The following is a 24,708-nucleotide window of genomic DNA, read 5'->3' on the forward strand; positions in this document are numbered from 1 at the left end:
AACGAAGATATTCCCTGTTCGAACACGAACGCGGTCACCAGACGGTCACTGCGCCGTTTTACACCTGTTCAACCCGCGGGTTTTTCTCGCTCACGGCCCAACTGGCTGGTATGAGCGACCTGCGCCTCGACGCGACCCAGCTCGATCGCTACTCGAGACACGTAATCATGGACGAAATCGGTCCTGAAGGCCAACAGCGGCTGCTCGAGGGATCGGTGCTGATTGTCGGCGCGGGTGGGTTGGGCTCGCCGGCGATCCAGTATCTCGCCGCGGCGGGCGTCGGCCGGCTGGGAATCGTCGACGATGACGTCGTCGAACGATCGAACCTGCAACGCCAGATCGTCCACGGCGACGGCGACGTTGACCGCCCAAAAGTCGAGAGCGCGGCCGACTACGTCCACGCCCTGAACCCAGATATCGACGTCGATACCTACGAAACACGCCTCAGCGCCGACAACGTCGCGGATCTCGTCGCCGACTACGACATGGTGCTCGACGCCAGCGACAACTTCGCAACCCGATATCTGCTCAACGATCACTGTGTGCTCACCGGGACGCCGCTGTCCCACGGCGCAATCTATCGCTTCGAAGGCCAGGTGACGACGTTTACGAACGAGCGCAGTGGAGCGGGCGACGAGCCGCCGTGTTACCGCTGTATTTTCCCCGAAGCGCCCGAACCCGGCACTGTCCCCGACTGTGCGACCACCGGCGTGCTCGGTGTCTTGCCCGGCACCGTCGGCTGCATTCAGGCGACGGAAGTCGTCAAATACCTGCTCGGCAAGGGCGAGTTGCTCGAGGGGCGACTGCTCATGTACGATGCGATGGACATGAGCTTCGAGACGGTCGACGTGTTATCGAACCCGAACTGTCCGGTCTGTGGTGACGACCCCGCAATCGAGTCGGTCGAGGACGTCGCCTACGAGGGCAGCTGTGAGATTTCTGCCGACTAAGCAGTTGTCTCGCCGGATCCCACGATCCGTTTGACGACACTGACCACGCGTCCGTGAAGCTCGAGTCCGCCGATAACGGCGATACAGGCGACGAACGCGGTGGTTCCGAGCTTGCCACCAGCACCGGCGAACGCAGGTGCAACCGCGAGGAAGACGAGTCCACAGAGGCCGCCGGCGAGTGCGACGTGGCGTCCATCGGTCAGCCGCTCCGTACTCGACATCCCGACGAAAGAGGCACAGAACGCGACGGTGGCCAGTGTTGGTCCCAGTTCAGGGAGCGCAAGCGGAAAACCGAGTCCGGCACCGATCCCGACCAGTCCGGAGCCGACGACCGCACCCAACTCGAGGCGCACACTCAGGAGGACCGTCACGACGGCTCCGATGGCCGCAACTGGCACGACGAGGTGGGCGAGATCCCACTGTGGCGTGCCCGGGTCGGTGTACTCCAGGCCCACGGCGGCGGCCGTCGTCGCACATCCAAACAGCGCGAGCGTGCCGAGTTTGCCGCCCACGCCGCCGAATGATTCGGTCGCCGCCACGTATCCAAGCGCTGCGACGACTCCCGCCACGGCGACGTACTCGAGGGACCCGAACACGGCGGGCGAGGCCATGCCGACAAACGAGCCACAGTAGGCCGGCGCACCGACGTTCGGAAGCGCGAGGCCGACAGCCACGCCGACGAGGGCGGAGGCAAGCACCGGCCCGAACCCGGCGGAGACGCTCAACGCGTAGGTGACGACGGCACCAGCGACGACCGCGAGTGCGTCGAATACGTCTGATCGATCGAATCCAGCGACCCCGAACGGCCCCTCGTGTTCGATCGTCTTCCGCCGTGTCTGTCTGATGACGCTCGTCGACCGGAACTCGAGTGCACCAGCGACAGCAGCGGTGAGGGCAACGCCGAGCTGCACGCCGACAGTCCCGGTCGACAACTCGGCAGGAGCAAACAGCGAGCCCGCGAGTAACGCGCCAGCTGTCACGACCAGTGCAAGATAGCCGCCGAGGTGGACCAGACGGGACACATCCCGTGTGACGAACGAGCGCAAAGAGAGGGTTACGATCCGCCGCGAACCACTAGCTCCGCAACAGCCCGCCGTCGATCGGCACCGCGACACCGTTGACGAAACTCGCGCGCGGACTCGAGAGGACAGCGACGATATCGCCCAGTTCGCGTGGCTCGCCGATGCGATCCATCGGGATCTCGCTTGCGAGCGCCGTCAGCCCCTCCTCGTAGTCGTCGTAGACACCACGCTCGATGTTCGCCTCGATCAGCTCCTCGATCCGCGGCGTCTCGATCGTTCCCGGGAGGACCGCATTGACGCGGATCTCGGGGGCAAACTCCCGCGAAACCGTTTTGACGAGCCCGATCACACTCCTGCGGACCGAGTTCGACAGCAAAAGACCGTCGGCAACCTCTCTGACTGTTCGGGACGTGATACAGGTGATCGAGCCGTAGTCCGACTCGAGGAGGTGCGTGTGGGCTTCCTCGATCGTCCAGACGACGCTCATCACGAGCTGGTCGTAGGCCTGATACCAGTCCCGTTCGTCCGTCTCGAGGAAGGTCGTACTCGGCGGGCCTCCAGCAGAGGTGACGAGATGATCGAGGCCGCCGAAGGCGTCGACGGTCTCGTTGACGAGTCGAGAGACGTCGGCGGGGGCCGTGAGATCCGCCTGCTGAGCCCGCACTTCCCCCGTCGCCGTCTCGGCGATCTCGTCACGGGCAGCCTCGAGTCGCTTCTCGTCGCGACCGCAGAGCATCACGTTCGCGCCCTCCGCGGCGAGGGCCTGCGCGCTCGCGAAGCCGAGGCCGCTCGAGGACGCCGTCACCAGTGCGCTGTTGCCGTCGAGGTCGAGATCCATGCGCGAGTCCACGACGGGGAGTGACAAAGTCTCGGTGCCACAGGCAACCGGCTCAGATCGACGAGAGCCGTTAGTTCTGGAGGAGACAGGTTGCTTAGGAGTGCCGTCGAGCCGATCGCCTCAGTCCGCGCCGAGGCCGTCGAAGTAGAGCGCTCGCCGTTCCTCGGTTGCCGGCGATGTGACCAGCGAGACGCCGACGGTGACGACGAGGCCAAGCCCCATCCCGACGATGCCAGCCGTCCAGCCGGCATAAGAGCTGGGGACGGCAGCGAGGAAGAGACTCGAGAGGTAGAACAGCTGGCTGGTGAACACGCCGGCTGTAATGCCGGCTCGAGTCGTCTTCCGCCAGTAGAGGGCGACCATCACAGGCAGTGCAAGCTGGGCGAAGCCGCTAAAGGCTGCATCGCCCAGTTCGAACAGCGTCGCCGGGTTGAGTAGACTCGCGCCGAAGGCGGCAGTCGCAAAGACCACGACGCCGACGCGAGCCAGCAGGTCCTCCCGGCGCTCCGTAATGTCCTGTTCGATGAACGGCCGGTAGAGATCCCGCGTAAAGTACGACGACCCCGAGAGCAGCATCGAGTCCGACGAGGACATCATCGCGGCCATCGCCCCGGCGATGACCAGCGCGGCGAACCAGATCGGGGTGTACTCGGCGAGAATCGCCGGCAGAACGTTGTCTCCAGCAGGAATCGTGACCTCGAGGCCGCGTGCCCACGCGCCGAGCATGAACGAGGGGACAAAGAGGAGGACACAGAGGATCGGCCAGAGTGCGAACGATCGCTTGAGCACCGTTTTCGAGCCGGCAGCGAAAAAGCGCTGATTAACCTGCGGGAACATCGCGACGCCGAATCCGATCGTGATCGCCGTTGAGAGCATCCACTGGGGCGTGTAGTACGCGCTGCCAAGCGAGAGGAACGCGGCAGTTGCGTCGGTTTCAGCGAGCGTCGACGTCGCGGCCCCCGGACCACCGACGGCGGCGAGGACCCACAGCAGCGCGACCCAGGTGGTGACGAGCATGAACACGCCCTGAAGGGTGTCCGTCCAGGCGATCCCACGCATCCCGGCGACGACGACGTAGAGGATCATGAACGCGGTAATCAATCCCGCGCCCGCAGCGTAGGGAACTGCGCCGTCGGTCAGCGCCTGTAACGCGGTCCCGGCGCCCACCTGCTGGAGCATGACGTACGGAAAGAGCCAGAGCAGGCTGACACCCGCGACGAGTCCGCGGAGTCGCCTCGAGGCGAATCGGTCACCGAGCATCTCCCCGAGCGTGACGTAGCCGTACTCCTGTCCGAGCAGCCACTGCTTGTAGCCGATGACATACCAGAGGATGGCGAAGATGATCCCGTCCATCAGCCCCATCACGAGAATCCATTCGGGCCCCTGCTGGTAGGCGATGTTCGGCCCGGCAAAGAACGTAAACGCCGACAGCAACGTCGCGAACGTCGTAAACAGCAACACGATCGTCCCGAACGTCCGACTCGCGAGATAGAAGTCCTCCGCCGTTCGATCAGTGAGCCGGTAGGCGACCAGCCCGATGGCCAGTGCCAGGATCAGATAGCCGACGATGATCCCAAGTTGGAGTGTGAGGCTCATGGCCGCTCACCACCGGGTGCTGGGGAGGTGCGATCCGGCCCGTGCTCGTCGCTCGAGTCTGCCGGTTTCGTTTCGATGCCGATGCCCCACGCCCGCTGAGCAAACAGGTGGAAGATGACCGCTGTGAGTCCCATCCAACCGATATGCCACCAGAGCCACAGCGGCAGGCCAGCGACGATCGTCGACGATCCCCAGAGGAACCACGGGATCGCAAGCCCGCTGAGGATGATCGCAACCGTGATCCAGCCAACGAGTTCCAGACGGCGCATATCCAGTGGTTGGGTCCGACGTTGGTAACAGTTTCCCTTCAACGGTGCATATTGAAGAGAATTCGCTATCGGACCGGGGACGGCGTTTCTCCCTCGCGTTTTCGTAGCTAAAATCGCTCTTTCAGGGACGAAAAAACGTATAGCAGTCGGCAGGCGAATGTAAGTCGAGCTGATATGGCCCGGCTGTTCCCGTTCCGTTCCGAGCCCGACCAGACCGAGGGCCACCCACGGATCGTCGACCTCGAGGGCGAGGACGCCGACGCGGTGTTCAGTGCCCTCTCATCGACGACAGCCCGTCGGATTTATGCGCGACTCGAGGACGAACCTGGGACCCCGAGCGATATCGCCGACGCGGTCAATTCGTCGATTCAGAACGTTCGCTATCATCTGGAAAAGCTCGAGGATGCCGGGCTCATCGAGGTCGTCGACACCTGGTACTCCTCGCGAGGCAACGAGATGAGCGTCTATGCAGCGACGGATGGACCGTTGATCGTGACGAGCGATGAGTCGACGGCGAACCGGTTGCGCGAGGCGCTCTCACGATTTCTCGGCGGCATCGGAATCCTTGCCGGCGGAAGCCTGCTCGTCCAGTATGGGCTTACGCGCTGGGCCGAGACGACACTGGACTCGTCGGCGGGGACAGCCCCAGCTGGCGCGGACGACTCGAGCGAGGTAGACGAGAGCGAGGAGTCAGACGCGACGGCGGAGTCGGACACGAGCGAAAGCGAGGAGACGTCGGATGAGATCGGAACCCAGGACGCAGACACCGACGACGAGCCAGTAGAGAGCGACGATGTGGCAGCTGACGAATCGCCGACCACTGACGGGGATACTGCCACCGAAACTGCAGCCGACGGCGGTGTCGAGACAGTCGAGGCAGTCTTTGCGACGATTCCGCCGGGGCTGCTCTTTTTTTGTGGCGGCCTCCTCGTACTGGCTACTGTCACGATCTACTGGTACTGGTATCGACCGACGTACTGATACCCCGGGTTTTGCAGACAGGTCAACAGCTATTTCCCCATCACGACCCAAAAACCACATAAACCGTTGTGGTACCGTCTTTGCGGTGCCACGGGTCGATCTCCCATGGAAGACACCTCCAAATACCTCATTCACGCGGACGTCACGGCCAACGGGGTCGTCGAGCGCAGCGACGTCGTCGGTGCCATCTTCGGGCAGACCGAAGGCTTACTCGGTGACGAACTCGATCTCCGCGATCTCCGCCAATCACAGAAAGTCGGGCGTATCGACGTCGAAATAACGAGCACCGGCGGCCAGTCACACGGCCACCTCACCATCGCAACCGGCCTCGATAAGGTCGAAACCGCAACGCTTGCTGCCTCCCTCGAGACGATTAGTCGGGTCGGCCCCTGCCGAGCCGATCTCGAAGTCACCGAGATCGAAGACGTGCGTGCGGCAAAGCGAAAAGAGGTCGTCGAACGGGCGAAAGAACTGCTCCGAACCGGGTTCGACGATAGCGTAATGACTTCCGAAGAGATCCTCGCGGAGGTGCGCCAGCACGTCCGCGTCGAGGACATCACCGAGTACGAAGGACTTCCAGCGGGCCCCCGTGTGACCGACAGCGACGCGATTATTATCGTCGAAGGGCGTTCAGACGTGCTCACGCTCCTCAAGTACGGTGTCAAAAACGCGATTGCGGTCGAGGGAACGAACGTTCCCGACGCAGTGGCCGAATTAACCCGCCACCGCACAGTCACGGCCTTTCTCGACGGCGACCGCGGTGGGGACCTCATCCTCGAGGAACTCTCGCAAGTCGGTGACATCGATTACGTCGCATTCGCACCCTCGGGCAACTCCGTCGAGGACCTCGATCACCACCAGCTGTTTGCGGCCCTCCGAAACAAGGTTCCGTACGACACGGTCTCCGAACTGAACGAACCTCGAGAGGCTGTCGCCGCAACTGACGGGAGTGCGACGCCGGCACCGGCACCAGCCGACACAGACCACGGCAACTCCGAGACTGAATCGACGGCCGACGAGCCATCCGATTCGAACGCTGGGACAGCGAGCCCGGCTCCGCCATCCCCCGACACGAGCGTGACTGGCGACGCTGGTGCCGAACTCGAGACTGGCAGCGAGCGTGCATCGACAGCACAGTCGACTCCGGGTCCAGACGACCAGGCAGCTACCGAGGCCCCACCAGCGGAGTCGGAAGCCCCCGAAACCGTCTACGACCACGCGACAGAGGTCATCCGCGAGCAGACCGGCCGCGTTCGCTTTCTCGATGCCGACGACACCACACTCGAGGAAACCGATGCGGGCGACGCATACGATATCCTCGAGTCGCTCGAGACGGCTCCGTCGACGATCATCCTCGACGAGATTCTCGAACAGCAGCTCCTTGATCTGGCAGCCGACCGCGGCGTCGATCAGTTCATCGCACGCTCGCTCGGCCAGTTCACGAAACGGCCGACCGCCGTCCGTATTCACGCGATCGACGATGTTGCTGAGAAAGCGCCCGAGACGGGGTGATGAACGGGCTGACATAGAAATAGACACTCGAGGCTGACGGTGGTCAGGTCGCCACGCGGGTCGGACCCCCACCCCCTACATTTCCGACGTTACTGTCGCCGCCGTGTGTCGGCTCAGCCAGACCCCACGTTTCCGACGTTGGTTCCACCCCTCCCCCCGTATTTCCGTCGTTTCCTCACGTCCCACCCCGTGTTTCCGTCGTCCGGGCGGGCCAGATCAGCACATCACAACTACTCGCTCGACCAGTCTTGCATCCAGGCATCCTCGAGAATCGTTTCGCGGACGACGTGTGGGTCTTCGATAAGACGGTTCTGGAGATGGATACCACCAGCACTCCCCTTGTTGATTTTCTCGATTTCGACGACGCCAAGAAACGCCTGTTCTTTTAAGATATCTCGGAAGCGACGAACGGAGAGCACATCCATCTCGAGGTGGTCACAGATCTGTTCGTACTGATCATACACGCGGCTCGTGAGAAACGCATCATCGTCAGAGTTGACGCTGAGTTCGGTCAACGCGAGTAGTGCAGCCTTCGCCTGTGTGGGTGCGCCGTTGACGAGTTCGCGAAAACGGTCTTTTTCAGCGTGTTGTTGGGCCTGTCGGACGTGTTTCTCCTGTACTTTCGCAGCGCCGTCTTCGTAGGCGACCTCGCCGGCGTGACGGAGAATATCGATTGCCTTCCGGGCGTCGCCGTGTTCCTGTGCGGCAAAGGCAGCGGAAAGTGGAATTACCTCTTCGGAAAGAACGCCATCTCGAAACGCGTCTTCCCGGTTGGCCATGATTTCACGGAGCTGGTTCGCATCGTACGGTTTGAAGAACAGTTCCTTGTGCTGGAAGCTACTTCGCACCCGTTCGTTTAGCTTATCGATATACTGGATTTTGTTACTGATCGCGATGACACCGATGCTGCAGTCGATTTTCCCGGCCTCCTCAGCGCGTGAGAGTTTCATCAGTACGCTGTCGTCGTTCATCAGATCGATCTCGTCGAGAATGATGATCACGGAATCGAACTGCACGTCGAGTATCTTCCAGAGGAGTTTGTAATACTTCGACGTGCTGAGACCGGTGTGAGGGACGGAGATCTCAGTGACTGTCTCATCGTTTAGCTTCGCCGCAAGCGATGACACCGCCTGGGTTTCCGTGTTGTCTTCTGCACAGTCGATGTACGCCGTTCCGATATCGACGCCGGCCTCAGCCGCATTTTGTGCACGTTGAGAGACGTGTCTCGAGACCAGCGATTTCCCGGCTCCGGTCTTCCCGTAAATCATCACGTTCTCCGGGGAGTATCCATGGACGGCGCCGTTCAGACGTTTTGCCAGTTTTGCGATTTCCTCATCCCGACCGACGATCCGATCGGCTTCCGGAACGTGCCCAATCTTCAGGAGGTCTTTGTTCGAGAAGATCCGGTGGCCGGAGTCAAAGAGCGGATCGTCGACGGAGTCGGATGAGGAGTCAGGTGTCATCTAGTGTGCTGAGTGAGAACGGTGTCTGTATAAAACTGGTGAAGTCGGCCACCCCTCGTTTCCGACGTATATTTGGCGAATCTGTGGGATATGAGCCTCAGACAGCGAGAGTAATATATTTGATGAGATATCCGCGTTTCCGACGTCCCGAACCGAAAGAACGTGACAGCATCGGGGTCGCACCGCTAGTCGGTCGACCCACACACCCCACGTTTCCGTCGTAATTCGGAGAACGAGTGGGGGTCCAGACGAACTGGTCCTCCGAAGAACGAAACGCGAAGTGAGAGCCGTTCTCCTCGGACGTAACAACTGAATCGATAGCACTGTCCGAACCGTTGTTTCGACCGACAAAACGAAGTGTTACTGTTTTGTCAGTACACGAAGTATACTCGACGAGTTGTTCTCATCTTCTATACTTCAATCTAGCTGATTTGAGTGCAGTCAGACAGCGGACTGTGACACCATAGTAACAACTGAAGCGATTTACACCGCATCGCACGATGGCTGTGCGATGCGTGTGCATTGACGTTCAGTGGCAACGATAACTCGCCACAGCAACTCGGGGTCCCGCCCAGTTTCTGTTCTCAAGCCACACATCGTGCCACGAAACGACGGAAACATGGGGTGTGGGTACCACCGACAGTCGATACAGTCACAGTCGAACTGAGGGCGACGCACAGTGCACGACAGCTGTGTCATTCGGTGTGTAATGACAGAGTGACGGGCAGTGGCGACGAGAGGACCCTCCCTCGTCGCTCGTTACGTCGGAAACGTGGGGTGGGTGTGTCCGGCGTGTGCCGCTGACTCCCATCGTCACGAGTCAGACCCGCCCGTCACGAGTCGGACTCTTCTCGCCACGGGTCGAGTACGACGACGGCTCAGGCGTATCGCCATCCGCTCGAGGCCGAACACTACCCGAGCCGAACGCTGGGAACTGCGCAGATCCAACACTGGGAGCTACCCGAGCACGGCAAACGACAGCACCAGCAGTGCAGAGACGATCGCACCCGATAACGTCGCGAGGAAGTTCACGCCTTGATTGCCCAGTACACTCCCCTCGAGCGTCGCACCGAGGAGACTGTCGACGGTCATGCCGATGATACCAGCAGCGACGATAATCGCGGCGCCGACTGCGGTCACCTCGGGAAAGAGGGCATACGAAATTCCAGCGACGACGGCTGCACCCACGATTCCAGCGAGCTCGCCCTGCCAGGTCACACCGCCATCAGTGCCGGGTTCGACGGGTTCGAGCGTCGTAATCAGCCGCGGTGTCTCGAAGACGCTGCCAATCTCACTCGAGAGGGTGTCGCTCATCGCGGTCGAGACGGAGCCGGCGAAAGCGAACAGAAACAGGGTCGGGTTGGGATCGCCGGGAACCAGGGTGGCTGAACTCGCCGCATAGCCAAGGACGGCCACGATCGCAACCGCAGCGTTACCGAGTACGTTGCCGCTGCCACGGGCTCCATTGTTGTCCTCGGCGACGCCGATCGTCTCTTTCTGTTCGTAACGGAACTTCGAAGAGAGTCCACCAATGGCGAAAAACGAGATCAGGACGACGAACCAGCCATAGCCCCCGAGGACGATCGTCAACAGCCCAAGCAGGATTCCGGTGAGCATCCCCGCGATCGAGGCCGTCTCGAGCGCGTAGGAGATGTAGCCGAGTGCGATCGTCACGGCGAGTGCAGCGACGATCCCCAGCGCACCGTGAGTTGGCTCGAGTTCTGCGAGGAGCCAACAGAGCAGTCCCACCGACAGCATGACGATGGGATCGTCGCGAGAAAACAGGACGTCACGGAGCAACGCGGCGAGCAACGCACCGCTTGCAGCAAGGAAGGCCATCGTCGGGAGCGTCGGTATGACCGATTCGACAGCGCCAGCACCGTCGGTAACCGAGATCGAAATGGCTTGCCCGGCAATGCCAGCGATAGCTGCGACCAGACAGAAGACGGCCACGAGCGCGACGTCGTTGCCTGTCCGACGGCGCGCAGCCTGCTCTGCGAGGTTGCCGTATCCAACGAGGAAGACGGTACCGACGAAGATCGAAACGGACATCGATGTCGTGATCGCGATCAGGCCGAGCGCGACGGCCGCGAGGACGAACGTAATGAGCCCGTAGAGACGGCCATCCTCGTAGTCGCTTGGATAGGCGAGGAGATCGAAAATGGGGCCGTCGGTTATGGCAAGGGCCCCAAGGATCACCACGACTGCGATCGCGGCCCCGACCCAGGGACCACCGAGGGGGACGGCGAGTGCAAGCGTACAAATGAACGCAAAGACACTTGCTCGCCGAACGGGTGCTGTCACGATATCGAGTCCTTTCTGTGGCGTTCACTTGAAGGTTCGTGAACCACGCTGCGGCCGTTCTCACCCGTCTCAACGCTGTTGCTCGGAGAACGCGTGACCAGACGGGAATTCTGTCTGTCTCGAGAGCTAGACATCCACGACGGCATGACAGTTTCGGTGGCACCGCTGGCAGCGAACAAATCCGTAACCCTATACCATCGGACCGGAAACGCAAGCGCGTGGGACTGTACGAACGGTATCTCGCGCTCCGGATCCGCCGCCACGGTGGTGATCCTCCCGATCACATTGCACTCGTGATTACCGAACGCGACCTCCTCGAGCGTGGCGCATACGAGACGCTGACGGACTGCTTTCGCTGGGCGTTCGAATACGCCTCTCAGGTGACGGTCTACGTCAGCGTGCTCGATGCCGCGGCTGTTCCGGCCTTGCGGCGCGAACTCGAGACGATCGACGCGCCGCGCGAGGTGGCCGTCCGCGGCCCGGATGATCGTACGCGTGCGGACGCACCAATCCGAATCGGGATCGGCCTCGGCGGCAAACACGAGTTTACCAGTGCCGTTCGAACGCTCGCCGAAGACGTCGACGCGGGCGACGTCGACCCCGATGAGATCGACGCCGAACAGGTCGAAGAGCATCTCATCTTCCCGTCGGAGCCGGATCTCGTGATTAAGACCGGGGCGGAGCGACTCTCGGATTTCATGATCTGGCAGTCAGTTTACTCGGAGCTGTACTTTACCGACATCAACTGGCGGGATTTCCGCAAACGCGACTTCCTTCGCGCGGTGCTCGAGTACTGTAATCGATCCCGGCGGTTCGGACAGTAGCGGCTACCTGTCGGCCAGCTGTTGTCGCCCGAAACTCGACCTCCTAGTCGGCGGTTTGTCCGCTCGAGTCGATTCCGTCGACCGACTCGGGGTTGGATCCCGCCAACTCCTCTGGAGACGGCTGTTCGGCCGTTGGCAACGAGTCTCGAAACCGTTCGACGACCGACCGGGCCTCGACGAGTTCGGTGTCGCTAACTGCACCGAGCAAGGCCAGGCCGCGCCGAGCACGGGTCCGACGCCACGACTCCTCGCGGTGTTCGTACGTGCGAATGCCACGGAGGAAGTCAGTCTTTGAAAACTCCGGCCAGTAGGGGGTACAGAAAAAGACGGCCGCCTCGTTGCCGTTGGCATGCCACGGCAGGAAGTTCGACGTTCGCTCGTCGCCACCCGTCCGAATAATGAGGTCGACGTCGCGAACCGGCCGGTCGTAGAGTCGGTTTTCGATCGTCTCGACGTCGATCTCGTCGGGGTCGACGTCGCCCGCATCGACGTCTTCGGCGACGCCGTGGACTGCCTCGAGCAGCTGTGACCGTCCACCGTAGGCAAGCGCGATGTTGAGCACGAACTGGTCGTAGCCGCTGGTGCGCGCTTCGGCGTAGTCGACGGCCTCACGAACGCGCTCGGGGAGCCGTTCGACCTCGCCGATCGCGCGGATGTGGACGTCGTTGTCGTGGACACGGTCGGCGTCGGCGAACTCGCGAAGCTTCTCTTCGAGGAGATCAAACAGCGCCTCGTTTTCCTCTTCCGGGCGATCGAAGTTCTCCGTCGAAAACGCATACAGCGTGAGCTCTTCGACCCCGATATCTTGGCACCACTCGAGGACGCGTTCGGTCGTTTTGGCCCCTTGACGGTGGCCTTCGTGGGCGTTGTCTCCGTTCCCACGGGCGTACCGACGGTTCCCATCCTGAATCACCGCAACGTGAGTCGGTGCGCCGGATATCTCGCGCGAGAGCACCCGCTCGTAGGCCGCATTGATACGCTGACGGAGCCACCGCTTCATTGTGCGACTAGATGTTATGGTTACCTATGTGTTTTGTGTGTCACATAACAACATGAGAGAGTGTAGCGAGACGTGGCTGTCGCGGAAATCGTGACGGCTATCAGTCCAGACATCTTCGTCACGGGCAATGGCAGACGCGATCGACGACGACCTTTATCAGCGGACTAAAGCGTTACTCGAGCCCGGTGAAATCGAACTGAACGGCGCTATCGTGCACACAACACACGACAGCAGCGAAGACGTCCAGATGATGCAGGCGACCATCGACGTCGGTGACATCATCGCCGAACACTCGGGTCAGGACCCGAAAGACTGCTACGTCTACTCGGGCAACGACGACACCGACTTTTCCTCGAACCAACATCAGGGACTCACCCTTGAGGACGAGGAGTTCGTCTGGGAGTGCCAGCAGCTGCTACGTCAGGGGACGTTCGATATCGTCATCTACTACCGGGCCAGCGCCGACCACGAGGCGATCCTCGAAGACATTCAGGAACTCGGCTACGAGGTTACCGGCGTCACCGGCGACTGAAGACAGCTCACTGGCGTTTTACGACCCGCGGTGGTGTTGCCGATTCGAGAGCGAGATGTTTCTGAAGAGAGTGATGCTGTGTCACACGAGAGCGACCGCCATGAGCCACCATGTCCGGATTCCTTATAACTGGTCGGTTCCGATATTTACCTATACGGACGATCATCGACCTGGTGGCGTCGACAGTCTGACCGAGACCGGCAGCCGACTGGACGAGCACGCAGACACACACCTATCGAATCCAGATCACCGCCGACGATTGACACCACAATCCAGTATGATTCCACTCGCACACGATTTCACCGGGACGACAGTACTCGTCTTTGGGGGCGGCCCCGTCGGTTCCCGGAAAGCCCGGCGGTTCGCCCGCGAAGCCGATGTAATCGTCGTCAGTCCCGCGTTTGCCGACCGCGATTTCGGCACGGCTGAGCTGATCCGAGCTGCGCCAACGCCCGCCGAAATCGACGGCTGGCTCGAGCGAACCGAGCCCGCACTCGTTGTTGCCGCGACCGACGACGAAGCGGTCAACGACGCCGTTGCGACGGCGGCTCGAGACCGAGGGATTCTCCGCAATCGCGCGGACCGAGCGGGCGAACGCGACCCTGGTAGCGTCGTCGTCCCCGCGACAGTTCGCGATGAGCCCGTCGTCGTCTCGATTGCGACCGGTGGGACGGCCCCGGCACTCAGCAAGTATCTTCGACAGGAGTTCGAGGAGACGCTTTCGGAGGCTGGCTCGATGGCAACGCTCTGTGGACAGCTCCGGACGGAGCTCAAATCGAGAGGCGTCGACCCAAAACGACGACACGAGATCGTCACCGGTGTCGTCAGTTCCTCGGATGTTTGGACAGCTTTAGGTACAGGTACTTCCAACTGTCCCCAAGTGATTGAGGACGTGTTGGACGCAGAACTGTCTGCTGGGGGTGACCAACAGTGATTCCGGCTGGAGTCGTGACTGCTGGACGGGTAACTCACGAGAGTGGGAGTGTCGACGATCTCGCCGCCGTGACTCCCGAGAGTCAGCGCATTGCCGTTGCTGACCTACTGTCCGTCCCGTCGGTCAAGGAAGCGTACGTCCTCTCGACGTGTAACCGAGTCGAAGCCTACGTCGTCGCCACTGACAGCGTCGTTGGCCGGGCCGCACTCGACGAATTTTTCGACCCGGTTGACAACGACGCCGTCATCATCGCCGACCACGATCAGAGTCTGCGTCACCTCCTTTCCGTCGCAGCCGGGCTCGAGTCGGTTGTGCTAGGCGAAGATCAGATTATCGGTCAGGTCCGAACTGCCTACGAAGACGCCCGCAGCGCCGGCGGAATCGGAGAGATGCTCGAGGCTGCGGTAACGAAAGCGATTCACGTCGGCGAACGCGCCCGGACCGAGACCGAGATCAACGAGGGCGTCGTCTCGCTTGGCTCTGCAGCGGCCAGACTCGCCGGCCGAACCGTCTCACTCGAAGGCGCGACCTCGCTTGTCGTCGGCGCTGGCGAGATGGGACAACTCGCAGCACGGAGTCTCGCGGAGACCGGTATTTCGGAACTCATTATCGCGAACCGAACGACGTCACACGCCGAACACCTCGCTGATGAAGTCGACGTCGAGGCCAGTGGCGTTCCACTGGAAGCGCTCGACACCGTCGCCCGCGAGTCGGATGTCGTCGTGACGGCGACCGGCAGCGACGAGCCGATTCTCGGGCCACAACAGCTCGCAACCGACGAGGCGGCGACGGCCGAGGTCACCGAGCAGGTCGTCGTCGACCTTGGCCAGCCGCGTGACGTCGTTCCAGCGGCTGATTCGCTCTCGAGCGTGACCGTCTACGATCTGGACGATCTCGAAACGGTCACCGAGGAAACCAGAGCACAGCGTGCCGACGCGGCTCGCAAAGTCGAGTCGATGATCGACCACGAGTTCGAGTTGCTCTGTGAGCAGTACAAACGGGCCCGCGCGGACGAAGTGATCGCCGTGATGTATGAGTCCGCAAACCGAATGAAAGAACGCGAGGTCGAAACGGCACTCTCACGCCTCGAGGGCGAGGGGTTCACTGACGAGCAGCGCCAGATCATCGAGGCGATGGCCGATGCGTTGGTCAACCAGCTGCTTGCACCGCCGACCAAAAGTCTGCGAGAAGCCGCTGCCGAAGACGACTGGAGCACGATCAACACCGCGCTCCAGCTGTTCGATCCCGACTTCGGCGGCGACGACGGGCCAATCGCCCCATCGATGCACACTGGTTCGATGGCCAGAGAGACCCCACTCGAGGCGACTGACGACGACTAACGCGACATGCGGTGTTCGTTTTGTGTGAGATGGCGCAGTACTAGCGCCAGAGCTTGGTCGCGTTGACGACGTGGAGTTCGTCGTCGTCTTCGACCTCCCAGACGCGAAGAACGAGATGTGCCTTGCAGTAGTACTCGGTCGTTTTGATACCCGTGTGCTCGTTTTGAAGCACGAGTTGACAGGTACCGTCGTTCGAGCAGTCTGCAGACAGATCACACATTACGCTGTCAGCACATACTCGATTCGCCGGTAAGTCCCTGTCGGTGGCCTCGGGAATAAATCCATGTCGAATCAACACACGGCATGGCGGTTGCGACGGTGAGAATCTGGCGTGGCACAATCATTATCTGACTGCGTTCCGTTCGAGCGACCATGGCCGACCTGCTTTCCGACGACGAAATCGAGGCACAGCTTCCAGACGACTGGACGCGTGACGGTGACGAGATCGTCCGAACCTACGAGTTCGACGACTACCTCCGCGGTGTCAACTTCGCCCAGATGGTTGGCGAGATCGCCGAGGCGCAGTTTCACCATCCCGAAATCGTGATCCGCTACGCCGAAGTCGAAATTAGACTGACCTCCCACGAAGAGGGCGGGATCACTGACGCCGACATCGAGATGGCCGACCTGATCGAATCCGAACGCAACGCCTGAATTCGACTGATGGACGCTCGCTACGTCTTTCGCGCGCAGGTCCGGCTCGAGGCCGACGAGCCGTCAGTCTCGCTCGAGCCGTCGACGGCTGAGACGAGCGTCACGTTCTTTCTCGAGGCACCGGAGCCGGGAACCGAGGGCTGGCTGTTCTTCCGGGATACGCTCTGGCGAGGCGAAATCAGCGATTCGGCGTACGGTGGTCAACGTGCCGAAGAGTGGCTCGGCGAACCCGTCGAATCGATTCGCTTCAGCGAGTTGCAGGTCGACGAAGCGTACTTCGAGGCACTGAAAACCGAAATCGCGGCCGACCTCGAGGCGTTCAACGCCGAGACGGTCTCGGAAGTGCTCTCGAAGTACCTGGGCTCGAGTATCAGGGTTACCGATAAAAACGAGTAGCACAGCGTCGGCTGGACTCGAGTGCGATGTCGAACGAGGGCTGTGTACACAGCGTGTTGACTGCCGGTCCGGCAGGCGATACATCTTTACTCGAGACGCACATACAATAGTGTCCGATGGATGGTGAGTATGACTTCTGGCTGCTCGATCTCGACGGGACGCTCGTCGACGTCGAGTGGTCGTATACCCGTGAGGTGTTCGACCGGGTCGGCAACCACCTTGGCCGGGAGTTCACCGACCGAGAAGCAGACATCCTCTGGAACGGCTTGACCGGCTCTCGCGACCGACAACTCGAGAGATGGGACATCGACCCGCGAGCGTTCTGGGATGCCTTCCACGAGGAGGAGGACCCACTGGTCCGGGCCGAACAGACCTATCTGCACGACGATGCTGCGTTTGTCACCGACCTCGAGGTCCCGGTCGGACTGGTGACACACTGTCAGGAATTCCTCTGTGAGCCGGTGCTCGAGCACCTCGACATCCAAGACTGGTTCGATGCCCGCCTGTGCTGTACCGAACAGACGGGCTGGAAACCTGATCCCGAACCAGTCCAGTGTGTGATGGACGACCTCGGCGTCGGACACAATGGCCATCAGGGGGTGCTCGCAGGCGACGGCTCGAACGACATCGGCGCGGCCTGGAACGCCGGACTCGACGCGATCCACGTCGAACGCGTCGGCCACGAGCGCCGCGGACAGTGCGTGCGTGGCGATTACCGCGTTCGGTCGTTCGACGAACTGTTCTGAGAACGCTGTTCAGCGTCTCCGTGAGCGGTCTCGAGACTCGGCGTCAAAGAACTGCTTCAGTGCGAGCATCGTCCCGGTGTACGACGCAGCCAAAACGCCGCCGAGAAACAGCAAGCTGAAGAAGACGGTCTGGCTGAACAGGAGTTCCAACACCATACCCAGTACACATACTCTACCGAGAACGTCGTGTCGGTCATTCAACTAAAACGGTCGCGCGGAGTCCGCTTTTGCTCATGCGGTCGCCGGTTGCCCAGTCAGCGGCCCCTTTCGTTTCGCACTGCCCTCGAAGGACGAGCAAAGCGAGTGAGGGGGGTGGGAAGGTGCGTGTTCGTCTAACAGCGCATCTCGTCCAAGACGTCATCGCGTCCACTCGAGTCGAGCGAGATCAAAAAAGATTCACGAGTGCAGTCGGAGAGTGTGGTAGAACGCCGATGAAGTACTGTCTCAACTGCGACTGGCAAGCGAGCGCGACTGACGATTCGGACCGATCCCCGTCGCGGAAAGCGATCGACCACCACGTCGAGACGGGCCATACGATCGACTCGAGCGACGGTGTGATCCCGTTGACGATCGTCGACGAACCAGCCATATCACTTGTTCGTGAGTAAACTGTTTCGAGTGGTTCGACCGCGAGTATGACCGCCAGCGGCTCGTTCAGCGCCGGAGCAGGCGATCATTCGAGTGGTGGCTGTTCGCCAGCCGGCTGGAGTTCGTCGCCAACCAGCGTCTCGTAGGCACGTCGAAACCGTTCGGAGAGCGCCTGGTGGGAGATTCCAAGCTCGTCGGCCAGTTCTTCCATCGAGATCCCGCGTGGAATCTCGAAGTAGCCATGCTCGAGTGCGGCTTCGAGGGCTTCCTGCTGTTCGGGAGTCAGCCGGCTCTCACTGTCCGTGACGCCGGTGACGTCGGTCACACGTCGCAAGTCGACGGAGATCCCGGCCGCCTCGACTCGGTCGTACGCATCACAGAGCGACTCTCGGTCACGAAAGCGGACCCGTACCTGCCACCAGCCGTCGGTGCCCCACATCTCGAGCAGGGAACCGCCATCTGCGAGTAGTTCGTCGCGGAGCCGGACCGCCTCATCGACGAAGCTGACGTCGAACAGCAGCCGTGATTGGGTTTCGACGAGCAGTTCGTAGTCCTCGACCGACGGATCTGCCTCGAAGGCTTCGGTTGCCGTCTCACGGTCGACGCCGGACACCCAGAGGGAGGGCCGTGTCTTCGACACAGAGGACTCGAGTTCGAACGTGGCTTCAGGTGCGTACTCGAGTGCTGTCCCCAGTGTTGTCTCCGCCGCGGGTAGCCGGAATTCGGCGATCGTGGACATCACCAGTCGTACACCGTACTGGCGTAAAAATCACTGTTCTGGAGTGTCTGACTGTCTGCTTCAGTGAATCGAGGCGCTCCCAGTGCCCGCGTGGGCACCCGTCAGTGCTCCGTGGGTGGTTCCTCGAGGGCGGCCGCGAGTTCCTGCACGCTTTCTTTGGCTGTCCGATCCGGATTTGCGAACACTCGCACTGGCTGGTCGCCGAGGGGAACAAAGCCGAGATTGAGTCGGTCGGCAGTTGCACGCAGCCCCACCCCAGCGTCGGCGTCGCCGGCGATCACCTTGCGGGCGGGACTCTCGTGGGCGCGGAGCCCAAGGTCAAAGCCGTCGATCGCCGCGATGAGCTCCTGGCGGTCTCTGCCGCGATCGGCTGCGAGATCGTCGACCGCGGCCTCGAGACTCGAGCGAAGCCCGGAGTCAGTCGTCCGGTTGACAAACCGCAGGTCGCGATCGACCAGCTCTGCCAGCCCTTCGAGCTCTTGTGGGTTGCCTGGCCGAACGACGAGCCCCCACTCGCGGCTCCAGCGACCGATTTCCTCAGCCTCGAGGGCTCGCTCGAGCGGGCCCGCGATCACGGCGACGTCCGGGACGCCCTCGCGGAGTCTGCGCACGGCCGGACGTGAGCCGACCGACAGATAGCGTGGGTTCTCGAGGCCATCGAGCAGTCGGTTCATCGTGGGGTCGTCTTCGCCGACGCCGAGCAGCGTTGGTGGCTGAACGTCCGGCGAGAACAGGTCGACGGTTACCGATTCACCTTCCTCGAGGTAGTCGGTCTCAGGGTCGACGGTGACGACGCCGTCGGCTTCGGCGAGGCTGGTTGTTGCGCCGCTGCCCTTGTCGACGGGGTAGACGAGCGTTTTGCCGTCGCCGTCCACGCCGGCGGACTCGTGGGCGGGTTCCGACGGCCCGCTTGTCACGAGGCCGACGGGCATCAGTCGAAGCCGTCCCTCGGCGTAGCGTTCCGATCTGGCCATCCGTCCGGACACGGTTGCCGCCTTCGGCGCAGCCAAGCCAGCAGCCTTGCGGATCGCCGGTGCGACGAACGTCCGGAAGACCATCATCGCAGAGACGGGGTAGCCGGGAAGGCCGACGTAGGCAGACGACTCCAGTCGGCCAACGAGCATCGGCTTGCCGGGTTTGACACTGACGCCGTGGAGTAGTAGCTCGCCTTGCTCCTCAATGATCCGGTAGATGACGTCGACGGCACTCGCGCTGGTCGAGCCCGAAGAGAGCACGAGGTCACACTCGTCGGCGGCCTCCCGAAGGACGCGTTCCATCTCGTCTTGATCGTCGCCGGCGTGGGGGTAGAGGACGGCTTCACCGCCGGCGTCTTCGACCCCCGCGGCGATCGTGTAGCTGTTGACGTCGTAGATCTCGCCCCGCTCGCTGTCGAGGTCTCCGCCCGGACGTACCAGTTCGTCGCCCGTCGAGACGATCCCAACGCGTGGCTTTGCGCGGACAGGCACTTCGTCGACGCCGAGTGCGGAGAGCAGTCCGATATCCCGCGGTGTGATCGTCGTTCCGGGGCCGAGCGCCCGCTCACCCGCGGCGACGTCCGCGCCGGCGAACATGACGTTGTCGCCGGGGGCGACCGACGTGCGGATTAGCACTTCGTCGCCATCCTCGGCCGTCTCGCTCACGGCGTCGCCGTTCGCGCTGTCCGTCGAGCGTGGCTCGACGCGATCAGTCCGCTCCACGGGAACCATCGCGTCCGCACCCGACGGCATCACCGCACCGGTCGAGATCTCAACAGCCTGGCCCGCCTCGAGGTCGATCGTCGGCTCCTCGCCAGCGTGGACCGCGCCGACGACCTCGAGCCGGGCGGGATCCGCCTCGTCCGCCCCGAACGTATCCCGTGCTCGAAGTGCGTAGCCGTCCAGACTCGCCCGGTCGAACCCCGGCACGTCGAGTTCAGCGTCGAGTCGAGCAACGAGCACCCGGCCACGGGCGTCCTCGAGTTCGACGCGGTCGATTCCTCCTTCGAGCGACAGCGAGTCGATCGCCTCGCGGGCCGCCTCGGGGGAGGCGAGATCGCGAAACTCCTTGCGGCTCATACCTGCAGTTGGTGAGCCGGGGGTAAAAACGTCGGTCGAACAGGACGCTGATTCCGGGACTCGACCGAGAGGAACACCGGATGGTAGTCGTCCCATCGCATCACGACAATCGCGTGTGCAGCAACGTTCGTGAGACAACGACGGCGAGCAGTGGACGCCGAAAATGCTCGAGCGCGGTCCAGAGTGGTTTACGACCGATCGGGCTGCTCAGCAGACCGTCCCAGTACCCATCTAACCCGCTGCGTTCTCCCCATCAAAACTGTGCCTGATAATCGTGAAGAGATAGATGTCTTTTTCACACTGAGTTTCATATCGGTTGGTATGGCTACCCATGGCTTTCAGAACGGTGGTGACACGACCGTTTCTCTTCCTGAAGTCGTCCCGTTCGACTTTCCGCATCTTACTCGATTGAGCTGGGAGCTCGGATCACGTGTGGTCGATGACAATGGCGTCTTTCACAGCAAGTGGGAACAGACGGGAAGCCGCTGGTCGCTGTCGATTTTCCGTGTCACAGAACACACTGTTATCCTGTGCGTTCACACCCCTGTCGGTCGGGAGCGGTTTTACGGCGCTGCGAAACTCGATCTCGAGCGGGCACTCCCCCACCTCGAGTCGACATCCAACTGGCGCCGTTGTGAGTGACGGATCCGGCAGCTGTCCACCGGTTCCCCGCCGGCTCGAGGGGAACGGTTACAACCCTCCCGCTTGAGTCGAGTGGTATGGCACGACTTGCCGAATCCGATCGCGAACGGATCGCTGCCCTGTTCGATCGCCATCTCGAGGTCGGCCTCCACCACGGCGCCCAGTTAGGTGTCTACGTCGACGGCGAGCAGGTGCTCGACCTCGCGGGTGGGACGACCGGGCCGGATGGGGTCGACGAAACACCGACGCAGCGACACGTTCTCTTCTCGTCGACGAAACCGTACGCGGCCGTCACCCTGCACTCACTCGTCGAGGATGGCGCACTCGAGTACGATGATCGAGTCGTCGAGCACTGGCCCGAGTTCGCCGACGACGGCACTGAAAAAGCCGAGATCACCGTCCGACAGGTGCTCAGTCACACTGCCGGCCTTCCACAGGGCGAGATCGACAAGCGACCCGACCGCTGGCGTGACTGGGATGCCGTCATCGAGGCGCTCGAGGCGCTGGAGCCCGTCTACCCGCCGGGTGAGGTGCCTGCGTATCATCCGCTCACGTTCGGCTGGCTGGTCGGCGAACTCGTTCGCCGGGTGTCAGGCACACCGATCGAGGTGGCTGCTGCCAAGCGCGTCTTCGACCCGCTCGGGATGGATGATACGGGTATCGGTCTCCGTGAAGACGAGGCCGACGACGTTGCGACGATCGTTCCGTTCGAGACGTTCGACCGCTGTCGTGATCCCGGCGAAGGACTGGGAGACCACACCGAAGTCGCAGCCCCGTTCAACACCGAAGCGCTCCACCGGGCCGTCATCCCTGCCTCGACTGGAATCGGAACCGCGAGCGATATGGCTCGATTCTACGCCTGTCTCGCCAACGGTGGCGAACTCGAGGACACTCGAATCCTGACCGAAGAGACTGTCGACACGATGACGCGTCTCGAGGCTGAAACTGAGTCGGACGGAACGCTCGGGCGAGAGGCACGGTTTGCGCTCGGGTTCTGGAAGGGTGGGACGACGATCGCCCCGTATGGATCGCTCTCGCCTCCACACACGTTTGGACACGCCGGGCTCGGAAGCAGCGTCGGCTGGGCAGATCCCGTGGAAGCAGTCGGCTTTTCGTACGTGACAAACGGGGTCCGCGACGGCTCGTACGAACACGTCGCCCGGGTAAATGCAGTTGCGGATGCGGTTCGACTCGCAATTCAGTAGACGACGATAGTCACGCCGCTGCCGTCGCGTTTCAGACCAGTGCCCGGAAAACATCACTGAACAGGATCAGGAACAGTCCAGCGAGAAGAATCAGGATCAAGAACCCAAAGAAAATAGCAATGGCTTGTTTTCCAGTCAGCGACTCACCCTCAAGGATTTCGTTCACGTCCATGCGTACCGGCCGAGTACACACACAAACCTCTTAAAACGATGGTGTTGTTCGGCTCCGTCAGACGCAGTGGCTCCCAGTGTTATCCACTACGCGTTTGGCTCCCAGTTCTGGACGGCGACGGTCTCGCCTGCTGGAATTCCTTCGCGGTCGTCATCAACGACCACCCAGCCGTCGGCTAACGCGACACTCGAGAGCACGCCCGAGCCGCTCGCTCTGGTTGGCGTCGCCGTGAACGTGGGCTCGTCGCTCTCGGTGTCATCAGTCTCGCGGGCTTCGAGTTGGACTCGTGCGAACGTTCTCGTCCCGGGTTCGCTCGGAATCTTTCGCTCGAGTGTTGCCTGCGTCGTGAGATGTGGGTCGGGGTCTGTCCCCTCGAGCCAGCGGATCACTGGCCGCAGGAACTGGACGGCGTTGACGATACAGGCGACGGGGTAGCCGGGCAACGCGAGGACGGGAGTGCCCTCGACGAGTCCCAGACAGACGGGATGGCCGGGTTTGAGGCCGACGCCGTGGACGAGCACCTCGCCGAGATCGTCGATCACTTCGGGCAGCAGGTCCCGCTTGCCGACGCTCGAGCCGCCGGTCGTGACGACGACATCGTTCGTCAGATCCCGCTGGATCGCGACGCGAAGCGACTCGGCATCGTCGGTGACGACGTCTCGGTAGGTCGCTCGGCCGCCCCACCGTTCGACCAGTCGAGAGACGGTGAGGCCGTTGGTCTCGATGACTTCGCCCGGATCCGGATCGCCCTCGACGAGTTCTTCACCAGTCGGAATCACGCCGACCGTCGGCCGTTTCGCGACCGACACCTGTGCGTAGCCCACAGACCGGAGCAAGCCGAGATCGGAGGGGCGCAGTCGATGGCCCGCCTCGTAAAGCGGTTGGTCCTCCTCGACGTCCTCGCCGACTGGGGCGACGTTTTCACCTTCTGCCACCGCATCTTCGACCTCGAGTTCACCGGCCGACTCAAGCGTCTCGACGTGTTCGATCATGACGACGGCGTCTGCACCCTCGGGGAGCGCGCTGCCAGTGTGGACACGGGCAGCCGTCTCCGGTGCGACGCTGGCATCGCCACCGGTGCCGTCGGCGATCCGGAGGACTTCGGGAGAGCGGGCGCTGGCACCGAACGTGTCCGCGGCACGGACGGCGTAGCCATCCATCGCAGCTCGCTGGTAGTGTGGAACGTTTCGAGCGGCCGTCACGGGTGCCGCAAGCACTCGTCCGTCCGCACGCTCGACATCGACAGTCTCGCGTCCACTTTTCGCGGGGGTATCACCGTCCCCGTTGCCGTTGTGAGCACTCTCGACGGCAGTTCTGAGTATTCGGCGCGCCTCGTCGACCGGTGTTCGAACCTTGAACCCGGACTCTTTGCGCTCGCTGTCGGCACCTTCCATACTCGAAGTCGGGTTGCGGGGAGCCAAAAGCGTACGGGACCGTCACATTTGTCGGCCACTGTCCAGCCACAAAGGCGTCGAATCCACCGCTACCGCGGGGTTTTTCGTATCGGCGTTCAAACGTGTAGCCATGTCAGCGCTCCGTGATGCACTGCGGGATCTCTCCGAGGACGTGTTTTTCGATCTGCTCGAGAGTGAAGAGGCGTACCTGCTCGTTCTCGATATCCCCGGTGTGTCCGCCGAGACACTCGATCTGTCGGTCGAAGACGGCCGCATCTTCATCGACGCCCACCGGGAGAAAGATCCCGACAGTGATTTTCGCTATCTCGAGGAGAACCGCTCGCTGTTTCTCGAGGTCGATCTCCCGCTGCCGGCGGATGCGATTGGAACGGACTCGGAGGCTGCAGTCGAACGCGGCGTCCTCGAGTTGACACTCCCGAAATCGTCAGCCGGTGGCGAGACGACGATCGACGTCGTCGACGAGGGAACCGACTAACGTGAGGTGAGCGAGACTGGCTTCTCTCCGCGCGTACAAGCGCTTCGTCGTCGTCGT

General features: G+C 62.0%; 27 protein-coding genes. 14 read left to right on the top strand and 13 right to left on the bottom strand.

Annotated elements, in window-relative coordinates:
* The first annotated feature begins 110 nt into the window (after window positions 1-110).
* On the top strand, window positions 111-950 hold the full coding sequence (gene ubaA, locus DV706_RS03835) for an SAMP-activating enzyme E1 (RefSeq protein ID WP_006066458.1): 840 nt from the start codon (window positions 111-113) through the stop codon (window positions 948-950).
* Here the strand turns inward: ubaA and DV706_RS03840 are convergent.
* From DV706_RS03840 to DV706_RS03855, 4 genes are all read right to left on the bottom strand, one after another.
* The gene (locus DV706_RS03840; protein WP_006066457.1) at window positions 947-1,972 is read right to left on the bottom strand and encodes a hypothetical protein; all 1,026 of its coding nucleotides are present in this window, start codon (window positions 1,970-1,972) and stop codon (window positions 947-949) included. The genes ubaA and DV706_RS03840 overlap by 4 nt on opposite strands.
* A 52-nt stretch (window positions 1,973-2,024) precedes the next feature.
* Complete coding sequence (locus tag DV706_RS03845; RefSeq protein WP_006066456.1) at window positions 2,025-2,810, bottom strand: SDR family oxidoreductase; 786 nt, start codon at window positions 2,808-2,810, stop codon at window positions 2,025-2,027.
* Between the two features lie 120 nt (window positions 2,811-2,930).
* The gene (locus DV706_RS03850; protein WP_006066455.1) at window positions 2,931-4,406 is read right to left on the bottom strand and encodes a sodium:solute symporter family protein; all 1,476 of its coding nucleotides are present in this window, start codon (window positions 4,404-4,406) and stop codon (window positions 2,931-2,933) included.
* The gene (locus DV706_RS03855; RefSeq protein ID WP_006066454.1) at window positions 4,403-4,675 is read right to left on the bottom strand and encodes a DUF3311 domain-containing protein; all 273 of its coding nucleotides are present in this window, start codon (window positions 4,673-4,675) and stop codon (window positions 4,403-4,405) included. Before DV706_RS03855 ends, DV706_RS03850 begins: the two co-directional genes overlap by 4 nt.
* 174 nt (window positions 4,676-4,849) lie before the next feature.
* Here DV706_RS03855 and DV706_RS03860 point away from each other — a divergent pair, with 174 nt between their 5' ends.
* Both DV706_RS03860 and dnaG read left to right on the top strand, forming a co-directional pair.
* Window positions 4,850-5,656 (top strand): ArsR/SmtB family transcription factor, encoded by an 807-nt coding sequence (locus DV706_RS03860; RefSeq protein WP_006066453.1) that lies wholly within the window; start codon window positions 4,850-4,852, stop codon window positions 5,654-5,656.
* Window positions 5,657-5,761: 105 nt separating this feature from the next.
* Window positions 5,762-7,168 (top strand): DNA primase DnaG, encoded by a 1,407-nt coding sequence (gene dnaG / locus DV706_RS03865; RefSeq protein ID WP_136350796.1) that lies wholly within the window; start codon window positions 5,762-5,764, stop codon window positions 7,166-7,168.
* A gap of 230 nt (window positions 7,169-7,398) precedes the next feature.
* Here the strand turns inward: dnaG and DV706_RS03870 are convergent, their stop codons facing one another.
* Both DV706_RS03870 and DV706_RS03875 read right to left on the bottom strand, forming a co-directional pair.
* Window positions 7,399-8,631, bottom strand: coding sequence for an orc1/cdc6 family replication initiation protein (locus DV706_RS03870; RefSeq protein WP_006066452.1), 1,233 nt, complete (start codon window positions 8,629-8,631; stop codon window positions 7,399-7,401).
* 957 nt (window positions 8,632-9,588) lie between these two features.
* Window positions 9,589-10,935: a DUF92 domain-containing protein gene (locus tag DV706_RS03875; protein WP_006066451.1), complete on the bottom strand. Its 1,347-nt coding sequence runs from the start codon at window positions 10,933-10,935 to the stop codon at window positions 9,589-9,591.
* 218 nt (window positions 10,936-11,153) lie between these two features.
* On the opposite strand from DV706_RS03875, the gene DV706_RS03880 reads away from it, so the two are divergent.
* Window positions 11,154-11,759, top strand: coding sequence for an undecaprenyl diphosphate synthase family protein (locus DV706_RS03880; RefSeq protein WP_006066450.1), 606 nt, complete (start codon window positions 11,154-11,156; stop codon window positions 11,757-11,759).
* Window positions 11,760-11,802: 43 nt separating this feature from the next.
* On the opposite strand, the gene uppS is transcribed toward DV706_RS03880, so the two are convergent.
* Entirely contained in the window at window positions 11,803-12,759 is a 957-nt protein-coding gene (gene uppS / locus DV706_RS03885) for a polyprenyl diphosphate synthase (protein WP_006066449.1), read from the bottom strand.
* A 127-nt stretch (window positions 12,760-12,886) separates the two neighbouring features.
* Between uppS and DV706_RS03890 the strand changes: the two genes are divergently transcribed.
* The 3 genes from DV706_RS03890 (at window position 12,887) to hemA (ending at window position 15,565) form a co-directional block, all read left to right on the top strand.
* Window positions 12,887-13,291: a DUF5778 family protein gene (locus tag DV706_RS03890; protein ID WP_006066448.1), complete on the top strand. Its 405-nt coding sequence runs from the start codon at window positions 12,887-12,889 to the stop codon at window positions 13,289-13,291.
* Window positions 13,292-13,568: 277 nt separating this feature from the next.
* Window positions 13,569-14,225, top strand: a complete 657-nt coding sequence (locus tag DV706_RS03895; protein ID WP_006066447.1) for a precorrin-2 dehydrogenase/sirohydrochlorin ferrochelatase family protein — start codon at window positions 13,569-13,571, stop codon at window positions 14,223-14,225.
* Window positions 14,222-15,565, top strand: coding sequence for a glutamyl-tRNA reductase (hemA, locus tag DV706_RS03900; protein ID WP_006066446.1), 1,344 nt, complete (start codon window positions 14,222-14,224; stop codon window positions 15,563-15,565). The genes DV706_RS03895 and hemA overlap by 4 nt, the downstream gene beginning before the upstream one ends.
* Before the next feature lie 40 nt (window positions 15,566-15,605).
* Here the strand turns inward: hemA and DV706_RS03905 are convergent, their stop codons facing one another.
* The gene (locus DV706_RS03905) at window positions 15,606-15,785 is read right to left on the bottom strand and encodes a hypothetical protein (protein ID WP_006066445.1); all 180 of its coding nucleotides are present in this window, start codon (window positions 15,783-15,785) and stop codon (window positions 15,606-15,608) included.
* Window positions 15,786-15,937: 152 nt separating this feature from the next.
* Here DV706_RS03905 and DV706_RS03910 point away from each other — a divergent pair, with 152 nt between their 5' ends.
* The 3 genes from DV706_RS03910 (at window position 15,938) to DV706_RS03920 (ending at window position 17,361) form a co-directional block, all read left to right on the top strand.
* Entirely contained in the window at window positions 15,938-16,219 is a 282-nt protein-coding gene (locus tag DV706_RS03910; protein ID WP_006066444.1) for a 4a-hydroxytetrahydrobiopterin dehydratase, read from the top strand.
* A 9-nt stretch (window positions 16,220-16,228) separates the two neighbouring features.
* Window positions 16,229-16,615 (top strand): LWR-salt protein, encoded by a 387-nt coding sequence (gene lwrS / locus DV706_RS03915; RefSeq protein WP_006066443.1) that lies wholly within the window; start codon window positions 16,229-16,231, stop codon window positions 16,613-16,615.
* A gap of 116 nt (window positions 16,616-16,731) precedes the next feature.
* On the top strand, window positions 16,732-17,361 hold the full coding sequence (locus DV706_RS03920; protein ID WP_006066442.1) for an HAD family hydrolase: 630 nt from the start codon (window positions 16,732-16,734) through the stop codon (window positions 17,359-17,361).
* 9 nt (window positions 17,362-17,370) lie between these two features.
* Here the strand turns inward: DV706_RS03920 and DV706_RS21405 are convergent, their stop codons facing one another.
* The gene (locus DV706_RS21405; RefSeq protein WP_161569788.1) at window positions 17,371-17,517 is read right to left on the bottom strand and encodes a hypothetical protein; all 147 of its coding nucleotides are present in this window, start codon (window positions 17,515-17,517) and stop codon (window positions 17,371-17,373) included.
* Window positions 17,518-17,792: 275 nt separating this feature from the next.
* Between DV706_RS21405 and DV706_RS21640 the strand changes: the two genes are divergently transcribed.
* Entirely contained in the window at window positions 17,793-17,969 is a 177-nt protein-coding gene (locus DV706_RS21640) for a hypothetical protein (RefSeq protein WP_006066441.1), read from the top strand.
* A 65-nt stretch (window positions 17,970-18,034) separates the two neighbouring features.
* Here the strand turns inward: DV706_RS21640 and DV706_RS03925 are convergent, their stop codons facing one another.
* Both DV706_RS03925 and DV706_RS03930 read right to left on the bottom strand, forming a co-directional pair.
* The gene (locus tag DV706_RS03925; RefSeq protein ID WP_006066440.1) at window positions 18,035-18,688 is read right to left on the bottom strand and encodes a helix-turn-helix domain-containing protein; all 654 of its coding nucleotides are present in this window, start codon (window positions 18,686-18,688) and stop codon (window positions 18,035-18,037) included.
* Window positions 18,689-18,789: 101 nt separating this feature from the next.
* Window positions 18,790-20,742 (bottom strand): molybdopterin biosynthesis protein, encoded by a 1,953-nt coding sequence (locus tag DV706_RS03930; RefSeq protein ID WP_006066439.1) that lies wholly within the window; start codon window positions 20,740-20,742, stop codon window positions 18,790-18,792.
* A 321-nt stretch (window positions 20,743-21,063) separates the two neighbouring features.
* Here DV706_RS03930 and DV706_RS03935 point away from each other — a divergent pair, with 321 nt between their 5' ends.
* Window positions 21,064-21,384, top strand: coding sequence for a hypothetical protein (locus tag DV706_RS03935; RefSeq protein ID WP_006066438.1), 321 nt, complete (start codon window positions 21,064-21,066; stop codon window positions 21,382-21,384).
* 77 nt (window positions 21,385-21,461) lie between these two features.
* Entirely contained in the window at window positions 21,462-22,589 is a 1,128-nt protein-coding gene (locus DV706_RS03940) for an EstA family serine hydrolase (protein WP_006066437.1), read from the top strand.
* 31 nt (window positions 22,590-22,620) lie between these two features.
* On the opposite strand, the gene DV706_RS21645 is transcribed toward DV706_RS03940, so the two are convergent.
* A complete protein-coding gene (locus DV706_RS21645) occupies window positions 22,621-22,761 on the bottom strand; it encodes a hypothetical protein (protein ID WP_006066436.1) in 141 nt (46 codons plus the stop codon).
* An 86-nt stretch (window positions 22,762-22,847) separates the two neighbouring features.
* Window positions 22,848-24,155 (bottom strand): molybdopterin molybdotransferase MoeA, encoded by a 1,308-nt coding sequence (locus tag DV706_RS03945; RefSeq protein ID WP_006066435.1) that lies wholly within the window; start codon window positions 24,153-24,155, stop codon window positions 22,848-22,850.
* A 130-nt stretch (window positions 24,156-24,285) separates the two neighbouring features.
* On the opposite strand from DV706_RS03945, the gene DV706_RS03950 reads away from it, so the two are divergent.
* Entirely contained in the window at window positions 24,286-24,651 is a 366-nt protein-coding gene (locus tag DV706_RS03950; RefSeq protein ID WP_006066434.1) for an Hsp20/alpha crystallin family protein, read from the top strand.
* The last annotated feature ends 57 nt before the right edge of the window (window positions 24,652-24,708 follow it).

Source organism: Natronorubrum bangense (genome assembly GCF_004799645.1).
Classification (GTDB): domain Archaea; phylum Halobacteriota; class Halobacteria; order Halobacteriales; family Natrialbaceae; genus Natronorubrum; species Natronorubrum bangense.